We start from the raw sequence: 8,555 nt of genomic DNA on the forward strand, positions 1-8,555 counted from the left end.
CTTGGTTAATGCAGCGGATACCGTATTCATCGACTCAGTTGAGGCTGTAGAGGTCGGTTACGGTCACTACGTTGAAGCAGAGGCTGGCAAGGATCAGCTTCGTATCAGCAGCGCTGAGGATTGCGACTACCACTTTGAAGATCAGCAGGTAGTGCTTATGGCCACTGGCGAGGTGCTGGCCATCGCCTGCCCTTCCGACCCAGAGGACGAATCGACCACCTACCGGATTCTCCTGACGGTTGATCGCCCCCTTACTGCCCTGGACCTCCAGTCGAAGTCCTAACCTTTGAGACAGGCCCAGCTCCAGAGGCTTGCCGGGCCAGCCTTTGCCAGACCCAAGCTTATGCGGTGAGGATTTTTGCCGTGCAGCTTGGACTGCGTGATGACACAGCATTCCCTGCCTCAATCTGTGCTCATACCAACCACTGACAAGGCACAAGCCATGACCCAACTCGAAACGATCAAGACCGAACTGGTATCTGACGAAAACGGCATCCTGGACTATGACGTGATCGACCACCCTGTGCTTCGCCGGGCTGCCGTACCGAAGGGCATCCGCATAGGCGAGCAGTTCAACGTCTACTACGACGAGAGCAGCAAGGGCGGTGCCGTGTGGCGTGGCTCGGTCAAGGCCTCGCTCAAACGATGGCTCGAAGTGCAGCCCAAGCAGGAAAGCAAGCTCAAGGCCGTCAGTGACGTTGCCAAGGCATTACTCCCTCGACTGCCGGAGCTTGGCTACCAACCAGCGCCGGGTTACTGGTGCGGTCGCACGTTCTGCGTGGGTGTTGTGGTGGAGAACATCGCCGAAGCATGCCGGCTTGGCAGCCTGTTGGGCGCTGAGGTAGGCGGCGTGGATTGTGATCGAATGGGGAACCAGCAAATCGTCGTGTTCCGAGACGCGATAGTCAGCTACTGAAATCAGGGGCCAGAAGGCCCCTTTTTCATGCCCGCCTGACGGCGAACACAGTGGTTTTCAGGTAAGAGCTGGTTTGCGGGCTCGGCTGGGCGGCGACCGAGACTGGCAATTGAGCAATTGGCGACGCCCTCCGAATCAGAAGCGTGCATTTGATGCTGGCGGCACCACTACAGATGGCAGAATCCTCACGCCGCAGATTCTGCTTCGACGATCCTCACGCAGACCCGATGACACATGCCTACTGGCCCCACCATAGGCACATCAAATCAACGACCGGGTACGCCCCAGAGGATCAAATCATGAGCGCTACTACCACTGAGGCAAAGTATCACCTGCATCACGCACTCATGTTTCTTGTCATGGCCGAGTTCCCGGAAACCGAAGAAGGGATTCGGGAAGCCAATCAGTACATGGAGGCCAATCCCGGTGTTGGGGTGCTGGCCGTGGAGGATGGAGTCGTCATCCTGGCCCACAACGACGATCAGGGGGCTGCGACCGATGTTGATCTGGTCATTGAGCGAATGAAGCGTGCAGCCAACGCTGATCGGTGGGGCCGGCACGGTGAATCAGTCGGCCTTAGCCTCATCATTGTTGACGCAAGCCGTAGCGGTTCGTTTGCCTGGAAGATTGCAGGGCGGCGGGTGCGGCTGGCTGATGTTCGAGCCCTACTGGAGGTTGCAGCGTCGAGAGGCGAGCTTCCCAGTGCAGTGCCACGCAAGGCGTAACCTGCATAACACATCGGCATTCCTCAGCAGCAGTATTTGGGTCTGAGCAATGTGGCAAACGATCCCCAGGTAGGCGATGACACAGATGATCGTCCCTTACCTTTAACCCATCTTGAACCAACAAGGGGTATCCGAAATGACCAGCCTCAGTATTCGCTTCTACATCGCCGGCTACAAAGGCCTGCTGCTGCCTCGGACAATGCGCCGCCTCCTGGCGCGTACCAAACTGCACCGCGCATGGCTGTCTGGCGACATGGGCGTGTTCACGGAAGAACGCCCAGAAGGCATGGTTGCGTGCGGGGTCTGTGACCGGGAGTGGATTCAATTCCGCAAGGGTGCAGGCCGGGCACCAGCAAAGCTGCGCACCATCACCAAGCACCTGCTATTCCCTGACAACAACTGATCAGGCCACAGCGCCAGCACCGAGGTTCTGCCCAGATGAAAGCAATCACCCCACGCAAGAGCGCCATTTACCGCAGCTGGGAAAAAGACGACAAGACCACCCTGATCGTTGTCGTAACCGAAGATGGGGTTTCGCTCCATCACATCGACGCCCGCTACATGGAAACGGAATCGACCCTGCTCCAGCTGAGCGGTACTGAGGCAAAAGAGGTTGCCGAGCGCATTCTGCGTGTGCTGCGTGGATCGCCTGCGCAAAACCCAATCGACCTTCCTGCCCCGCAGCTATTCGTTACGCGCCAAACGGATGGTGAACCCTACCGGGAGGGTGTGGCTCTAGCGCTGAGCAATGGCGACTGGCAGCGTGACTTCCACTTCAACATGACCAACGAGATTGCGCATGAACTCGCCCTGATCATGCACGCGGCAATGGACTGACAGGCGGAGTGGTTCTCGGACGCAAAGATGGGGTTTCAGGCTTGACCGCTACCCGTCACAAGCGCACCTTGTATCTGTGGACACAGGAATACTAGAATTGAATCTACAGACGCAGATAGGTAAAGCAGTCATGGGAACCCCAGCCAGAGCAGCAGCATTCACAAAGGATCAGGCCCGCGTTGTGTTGAGCACCGCGCTGAACATCCTGATGAAATGGGACGCCTCAACCGAGCAGTCCTGCAATATCCTGCGCGTCTCTCGAAGCACGATCACTCGCGCTCTCCAGGGCAAAGGTGTGGAACTGGACGTTGATCAACTGCAACGCGCCAGCATCATCCTGAACTGCCATGCCGCCTTGCGTCTTGTGTTCGACAACCCTGAGAACGTCTATGGCTTCCCTCGCATGGAAAACCACAATGACTTCTTCAATGGCCGCTCGCCCCTTGAAATCATGGCTCAAGGCGACCTGCTATCGCTGTTCGAGACATACAAGCGAATCGATGCTCTGCGTGGGGGTGGCTGGTGAGAATTGATAGCCTTCCCCTGCTTGCAGGCGACTCAGCGCAAGGCTACCGGCTGGTCAACTCGAAGTTCCCGCCTATTGCCCTGTTCGAGGACGTGGCTAACGCGGAGGACTTCGAAGTTCTGTACCAAGTCCAAGCGATCACCAATCCTCGAATCCTAAACGAGCTTGGGAGGCTGGAGCTGATCCCTCGGGCAGAGATTCCATTCGGCATTACCGGCTGCTCGTATGCGACGGCCCCGTTTACTCACGTCAACCCGGAAGGCTCACGGTTCAGCGATGGGCGCTTTGGTGTCCTGTATGTGGCTGACGACATAGACACGGCTGTTGCCGAGGTTAGCCACCACCAGACGCGGTACTGGTCAAAAGTACCTGGGCTTCGGTTCGAGCGGTTCGTGTTCCGTGGCCTGAGTTGCAAATTCACCGAGGCGGGCATGCGTGATGCCTGCGGCGTTGCGATGAATGACCCGATCTACAGCTCGGATGACTACTCAGCAGCCCATAGCCTCGGGCTTGAGGCCAAGCGTGCGGGGTGTACCGGCCTGCGTTACAACTCAGTACGCGCTCAAGGACAAACCTGCTGGGCGCTGCTGACGCCAAAGTCCGTGACCTCGATCATTCAAGCAGCGCACTACGAAATGGTTTGGAACGGAGCGATCACCAGCATCAACAAGCTCCAGATGATCAGTAGCTAGGCTCAAGTCTCAATAAACTCCATCCTCGGGCGCCAGCATGAGCATGCTGGCCCGCGCCCGGTCAATGAACCTGACCTTCCATTCGGCATTACTCATCACCGATTCCACCTTTGGGGTGTGGGGTTCAGCGAACCAAGCGGGTTCTAGCTTTAGTGCCGGCCTCGCATCCACATGGGCGACCACGGGCAAGGGGCACCGCACCAGCTCATCACCAGGGATAGGCGTACCGAAGCCAATTGTACCCTTGGTATGCACCCGCAAGCGGCACTGGGGGCAGGCGTAGTCCCGGCGATACACAGCACCAGCATCCGTTCGCACCCTCGTAGCAATCCTGAATTCCCCAACCGTGATCCCGTAGGTTTCGGCAGCACGCCAAAAGACCTTCAAGTACCGGCGCAGGTGATCCTCAGCCTCACTCATTGTGATCGAGCGCCCGCGCCTCTTAGCTGACGTGACAGAACAAGAGACATAGACCGGCTTGAGGTCGCCGCGAATACGGTTGGGCAGCAGAACAACACCTATCGGGCGCAACCAACTCAACCCGCACTTGCACGCAACCTTCACCCCTATTGGCCGGGCGGGGGTCTGTTCGAAGCCACTCAGATCGTCGAAGAATGCCGCTCCAGAACATACGGATTGAGCAATGGCGGCTGCGTGGGTGGCGTCCTCAGCTACGAACACAGGGTTTGAAGCCAGCAAGTCAGCCCCAACGTGCCCCGTGCTGGCGTTTTTACCGAAAAGCCATAGCGTGGGGACGCCTGACGCGGAACGCTGCTCTGTGCGCTCGTAGGTGACTTGAGCGGACTGTCGAGTGAGCTGCACCTCGATGGCAAGTGATGGGCCGAAGGCCGAAGGCCCAACCAGAACATCGGCACGCCAATCATCAATGCCGGCTTCCAGCTCTACTGTGAAACCCAGTTCTTGGAGTCGAGCGTAGATGGCCAGCTTTTGAGCTGCGTGCTCTGGGCTTTCGTTGCAGGTGTAGCCCTCGGGTGTCTCTCCTGGGAAGTGAGAGAAGAACCGGGTAATCCCGCCACGCCACCGAACGGTCTTCGCCAAAGCGGGAAGCTTGGTGTCTGGCATGAATACCTGCCGCTGCTTAGACAGCTTCACGACTCGACGCCATTCCTCATCAGGCAAGAACGCACCTACCACACGCTTGCCATCAACGATTGCGGTGCAGCCCATGCGCCCTCCCCTCGCCCCCAGTTCTCAATGCTGGCATCGAGCATTTGCTGCCTCTGCCTGATCGTAACCGATGACACGCCCTGCGAAGGGAGAAGATGACCACACCAAACGAATCCGGCCAGCCGCGAGGCATTGGCCACCAGCCAGAAACAAGGAACACCAGATGAGCATCAAGGCGGTAAACGGGTATATGGCATTCATGGCAAAACAGATCGTTGCGGCGATCAGCAACTGCGGGAATCCGTTCGTTGAGGAATACCTGGACAGCATGGATTGCAGCGTTGAGGCCGAAATAACGAACCTTGAAGCCCTACAGCGGAACGTTGCCCGCAATCCTGGCGGTGATCATAGCCTCGCCTCTGATGCGCTCAGGAAGTGGCTGTTCGGCTGGAAGGAAGCCGACAAGTGCCTTGCGTGCATGGGCCTCAAGTCATCTTCTGCGTGGGCAGAGGGTTACTTCAAGGCTGGGCGCGCTTAGTCGGTGCCGCCTCATCAGCGGGTATGTCGTGGTGGCCTCTCGGGGGCGAGGTTGGGGGGCGAGCTTTTCTCCCGTAACCGCCCATCCATCCGGTGACACGGCGAGACGCAAGCGAGAATTCACCCTATCGATAACGCCGAATCTGATCTAGGAAACCACCCATGAACACCAGCAATACCAACCTGCGAGCGCTCGGCATGACAGGTAGCTCATGCCCTGTTACGAATGTGCGCGCCCCGAATGTATATCGAAGCTTTGGTGACTTCTCAATCAGCTACCTCCGCCATAGCGCCGAATATGGCAGCAATACGACCGCAATCGTATTGGCCGGGCGCGTATTCCTGGTGCTAAACGGGAATCACGCTGAACAGCTCATCGGAGCTGCAAGCGCCTGCGGTATTCAGGGCTGCGTGGACTATTTCGTAGAGAACATTACCCAAGCAAACGGCCACAGTGAGCACCTTATGGCGACTGGGCTCGTAAGCGACCTATTCGGGCTTTTGGGGACGGCGTTGGAAGTTATGGGGCAGAACAATATCGACAAGATAGCTAAGGCAGCAGCCTGAGCACTCAACCAGAGGACAAACATCGTGAACACCACAGCTACAGCTGAAAGCAAACTCGATACCCAGGACAGCGCCAGCAAGTCCACCCACGCCCTGTTTAGCCTTATCGATCTGGCCGACACTGTGCTCATTGACCACATGGACGCCGACGAAATTGGCTTCGGTGACTTCCTTCGCGACGGTCGAAATCTGATGCGAATCACTGGTGGTGATGGTGATGTGTACATCGCCGATCAGCAGGTCAGGCTGCTGGACGGAGGAAATGTCGATGCCGTTACGACCTCTAAGAACAAGGACAATGATGGGATCACTGTCCACCTGACCTTGAAAGTTGAACGCGGCCTGACAAGCAGTGACCTGCCGGCGTAGCTCCCGCAATCTGAACCAAGAGTAAAGGGGCTGCGGCCCCTTTTTCGTGAGCGCCTGTAAGGCTATTGTGAGTTTCAGGCAAAGGCTTGATTGAGCCTACCCGTTCAACACACCAAGCAATTTCATTTTTGGAGGATCGGACTTTGAACCTGTTTGGCACGGAGACACCGAGTTTAGAAGGTAGACGCCTTGTCAAAAGGTTCGCCGAATCGTTGCAGGGGCTGGCGGAAGCAGAACGGCTTCCCGAATCCGCCTTTGAGACTTGGGGTGAGGTTTTCGCGAAAGAAAGCATGACTCTCGAAGAAGCCGAGTGGCTGGGCAACTGGTACAGCATGTACCACAAGCGCAGTCCTAGCCTCGGTTACATCATGCATGCACTGCGCAAGCTGCGTGCAGAAGGCGAGCTTCCAGAGCACATGATCGCCGGCAGCGAAGACCTACTGGCTCAGAAGATCATCAAGTTCCTGCACGATGAAGGTGCAAGCAGAGATAATGCGGTGAATAGCCTTTTCTTCGCCGCAGCCCTCTCTCACGTTGCGTATTACCGTAAACACCACCCGAGCATTGACCGGGTACATCTGCGCTCTGAGCTTGAGGGTAAGGCGCGGGTAAGCGATTGGCTGGCAGATGAGGTGCTTGATGAGATTGAAGCCGGCGTGGGGGATTTGAAGGCGTTGAATCCAATCTTGTTTCCTTGATCGAATGCAGCACCAGCACCATTCCCCAATAAGCCTGCTCACGCGGGCTTTTCGTTTTCTGGCTTGGCTCCGTGCCATTGCCATGAGCGCCCCCACGCAGCCACTCCTGCCTTTCGATCCTGACGCCTCAACATCGGAAACGAGAATATCTGCTCCCCCTCCGTGACACAGCCATACCCGGTGGAAGATGGCCACATGCAAATCAGACCACTTACAATCGCATGGAGTGCCGAACCGATGGCCAATCAGAACAACAAGCTCCCCTCAGCCACCCAGCACCAGGGCAGCCAGCACGACCGTTACGAAATCTACCGCGCCAACGCCGAGAGCCTGGGCTGGCCGGTGAAAACCTTCGAAGAATGGCTGGACAGCTGACCATGCAGATTGCCAAAAACTTCCTGATCCTCCGGGGCATCAAAGCAGACGGGCGAATTTCCCTCGCCTTGGAGCGTAAGCCCATCAAGGTGGCAACGTTGCTGGATGAAGAACAGTTCAACCACAACGGCCACGGCCTGCTGCACAACCGCACGGTGTTCCTCGAAGACCAGATGCACGACTGGGCATGGGAGAACGGGCGCTTTCGCTACTTCTCCCGCGTGGCAGGCGTGGCAGATGTACTGATCGTCTACGAGGTGGGTGACGTTTTCTTTTGTCCCCAGTGCGGCACCAAGAAAGAAGTCCTGGACACCCTATGTGGTAACTGCGGGCACAACCCTGACGCATGACAACGCACCAGCCCCCAACGGAGGAAGTCACGATGATTGTCGAGACAAAAGGCGTAAGCCAGCCAAACGATACGGTCCAGCCCGTCTCGGATGATGAGATTGTCGCCGACCTTTTCCGCCTCGCCCGGTCAGGCCAATATCTGAAAGCAAAACCACTGCTGGCAGCTGGCGCGTTGTTGTACCCGCAGGAGCCCAAGAAACGAATCAAAAACTGCTTGGTGCGCCTCGGTGAGATTCTGTGGGATACCGATCATGGAGGCTTTGCGACCGAGTACAAGCTAGATCGACGACACCAACGCAGCAGCCTTACTGCTAGCGCTTGACCGAACAGAGGAACAGTCATGCATACAGAACCAATCACAGATGTTGAGGTGTACCGGGCGACCCTCGCAGCTTGCGTGCAAGCCGAATCCAGCAACCAGACCAAACTGGCAAAGGTGCTGCGTGCTTGGGTTGATGGCTCGCCGTTTCATGGTTGCCCGACCTGCGATGGTCGAGCGCCATGGCGTAATGAGCCGCCCTGCAAGACCTGCAACGGCGACGGCTTTGTGCCGGACGCCGAATTTTAAAAGGGACACGAAGGCTGACAGGATTAGCTCAGGCCCCATTTTGGGGTCTTAGCATTTCCGTCTTCCGGCGAACTCTAGCGATGACACACACGCTGATGCGTGATGATGACCACATCGAAAACGCACTACGGAGTGCCAGCCATGTCCCTTACAGCCGAAGAAATCCTCGCCATTGCCAATCGCCCGTCCACGCCCGTCTTCACCTTCGGTAGCCCCGAGCTGGCTGAGTGGAACAAGCAGCAACGTGGCGGCTACTCTGGCTGGTA

General features: G+C 57.2%; 16 protein-coding genes. 15 read left to right on the top strand and 1 reads right to left on the bottom strand.

What is annotated here, in order from left to right:
- From Q8O80_RS08690 to Q8O80_RS08720, 7 genes are all read left to right on the top strand, one after another.
- On the top strand, positions 1-283 hold a 283-nt coding region (locus tag Q8O80_RS08690; RefSeq protein WP_305578999.1), incomplete at its 5' end, for a hypothetical protein.
- Between the two features lie 159 nt (positions 284-442).
- Positions 443-916, top strand: coding sequence for a hypothetical protein (locus tag Q8O80_RS08695; RefSeq protein ID WP_305579001.1), 474 nt, complete (start codon positions 443-445; stop codon positions 914-916).
- Positions 917-1,215: 299 nt separating this feature from the next.
- Positions 1,216-1,641 (top strand): hypothetical protein, encoded by a 426-nt coding sequence (locus tag Q8O80_RS08700; protein WP_305579003.1) that lies wholly within the window; start codon positions 1,216-1,218, stop codon positions 1,639-1,641.
- A 136-nt stretch (positions 1,642-1,777) separates the two neighbouring features.
- Positions 1,778-2,044, top strand: coding sequence for a hypothetical protein (locus Q8O80_RS08705; RefSeq protein ID WP_305579005.1), 267 nt, complete (start codon positions 1,778-1,780; stop codon positions 2,042-2,044).
- 35 nt (positions 2,045-2,079) lie between these two features.
- Positions 2,080-2,478, top strand: coding sequence for a hypothetical protein (locus Q8O80_RS08710; protein ID WP_305579007.1), 399 nt, complete (start codon positions 2,080-2,082; stop codon positions 2,476-2,478).
- A 97-nt stretch (positions 2,479-2,575) separates the two neighbouring features.
- Positions 2,576-3,004 (top strand): antitoxin Xre-like helix-turn-helix domain-containing protein, encoded by a 429-nt coding sequence (locus Q8O80_RS08715; protein ID WP_305579008.1) that lies wholly within the window; start codon positions 2,576-2,578, stop codon positions 3,002-3,004.
- On the top strand, positions 3,001-3,696 hold the full coding sequence (locus tag Q8O80_RS08720) for an RES family NAD+ phosphorylase (protein ID WP_305579010.1): 696 nt from the start codon (positions 3,001-3,003) through the stop codon (positions 3,694-3,696). Before Q8O80_RS08715 ends, Q8O80_RS08720 begins: the two co-directional genes overlap by 4 nt.
- A gap of 9 nt (positions 3,697-3,705) precedes the next feature.
- Here the strand turns inward: Q8O80_RS08720 and Q8O80_RS08725 are convergent, their stop codons facing one another.
- Complete coding sequence (locus Q8O80_RS08725; RefSeq protein ID WP_305579012.1) at positions 3,706-4,884, bottom strand: competence protein CoiA family protein; 1,179 nt, start codon at positions 4,882-4,884, stop codon at positions 3,706-3,708.
- 163 nt (positions 4,885-5,047) lie between these two features.
- Here Q8O80_RS08725 and Q8O80_RS08730 point away from each other — a divergent pair, with 163 nt between their 5' ends.
- The 8 genes from Q8O80_RS08730 (at position 5,048) to Q8O80_RS08765 (ending at position 8,289) form a co-directional block, all read left to right on the top strand.
- Positions 5,048-5,362, top strand: a complete 315-nt coding sequence (locus Q8O80_RS08730; protein ID WP_305579014.1) for a hypothetical protein — start codon at positions 5,048-5,050, stop codon at positions 5,360-5,362.
- Between the two features lie 161 nt (positions 5,363-5,523).
- Positions 5,524-5,928 carry a hypothetical protein gene (locus Q8O80_RS08735; protein ID WP_305579017.1) on the top strand — a complete coding sequence of 135 codons (405 nt, stop codon included), beginning with the start codon at positions 5,524-5,526 and terminating at the stop codon, positions 5,926-5,928.
- Positions 5,929-5,952: 24 nt separating this feature from the next.
- Positions 5,953-6,297, top strand: a complete 345-nt coding sequence (locus Q8O80_RS08740) for a hypothetical protein (protein ID WP_305579019.1) — start codon at positions 5,953-5,955, stop codon at positions 6,295-6,297.
- Positions 6,298-6,440: 143 nt separating this feature from the next.
- On the top strand, positions 6,441-6,995 hold the full coding sequence (locus tag Q8O80_RS08745) for a hypothetical protein (protein WP_305579021.1): 555 nt from the start codon (positions 6,441-6,443) through the stop codon (positions 6,993-6,995).
- A gap of 237 nt (positions 6,996-7,232) precedes the next feature.
- A complete protein-coding gene (locus Q8O80_RS08750; protein WP_305579023.1) occupies positions 7,233-7,370 on the top strand; it encodes a hypothetical protein in 138 nt (45 codons plus the stop codon).
- A gap of 2 nt (positions 7,371-7,372) precedes the next feature.
- The gene (locus Q8O80_RS08755) at positions 7,373-7,720 is read left to right on the top strand and encodes a hypothetical protein (protein ID WP_305579025.1); all 348 of its coding nucleotides are present in this window, start codon (positions 7,373-7,375) and stop codon (positions 7,718-7,720) included.
- A gap of 32 nt (positions 7,721-7,752) precedes the next feature.
- On the top strand, positions 7,753-8,043 hold the full coding sequence (locus tag Q8O80_RS08760) for a hypothetical protein (protein ID WP_305579027.1): 291 nt from the start codon (positions 7,753-7,755) through the stop codon (positions 8,041-8,043).
- A gap of 18 nt (positions 8,044-8,061) precedes the next feature.
- Positions 8,062-8,289, top strand: a complete 228-nt coding sequence (locus tag Q8O80_RS08765) for a hypothetical protein (protein WP_305579029.1) — start codon at positions 8,062-8,064, stop codon at positions 8,287-8,289.
- Positions 8,290-8,555: the final 266 nt, after the last annotated feature.

The sequence above is a fragment of the Devosia sp. genome (genome assembly GCF_030689745.1).
Lineage (GTDB): Bacteria > Pseudomonadota > Alphaproteobacteria > Rhizobiales > Devosiaceae > Devosia > Devosia alba.

Bases quoted from the DNA above. Each gene is read 5' to 3' on its own strand.
- Q8O80_RS08705 (WP_305579005.1), top strand. From the start codon at position 1,778: ATGACCAGCCTCAGTATTCGCTTCTACATCGCCGGCTACAAAGGCCTG.
- Q8O80_RS08725 (WP_305579012.1), bottom strand. From the start codon at position 4,884: ATGGGCTGCACCGCAATCGTTGATGGCAAGCGTGTGGTAGGTGCGTTC.
- Q8O80_RS08730 (WP_305579014.1), top strand. From the start codon at position 5,048: ATGAGCATCAAGGCGGTAAACGGGTATATGGCATTCATGGCAAAACAG.
- Q8O80_RS08760 (WP_305579027.1), top strand. From the start codon at position 7,753: ATGATTGTCGAGACAAAAGGCGTAAGCCAGCCAAACGATACGGTCCAG.
- Q8O80_RS08750 (WP_305579023.1), top strand. From the start codon at position 7,233: ATGGCCAATCAGAACAACAAGCTCCCCTCAGCCACCCAGCACCAGGGC.
- Q8O80_RS08735 (WP_305579017.1), top strand. From the start codon at position 5,524: ATGAACACCAGCAATACCAACCTGCGAGCGCTCGGCATGACAGGTAGC.
- Q8O80_RS08695 (WP_305579001.1), top strand. From the start codon at position 443: ATGACCCAACTCGAAACGATCAAGACCGAACTGGTATCTGACGAAAAC.
- Q8O80_RS08765 (WP_305579029.1), top strand. From the start codon at position 8,062: ATGCATACAGAACCAATCACAGATGTTGAGGTGTACCGGGCGACCCTC.
- Q8O80_RS08710 (WP_305579007.1), top strand. From the start codon at position 2,080: ATGAAAGCAATCACCCCACGCAAGAGCGCCATTTACCGCAGCTGGGAA.
- Q8O80_RS08700 (WP_305579003.1), top strand. From the start codon at position 1,216: ATGAGCGCTACTACCACTGAGGCAAAGTATCACCTGCATCACGCACTC.
- Q8O80_RS08755 (WP_305579025.1), top strand. From the start codon at position 7,373: ATGCAGATTGCCAAAAACTTCCTGATCCTCCGGGGCATCAAAGCAGAC.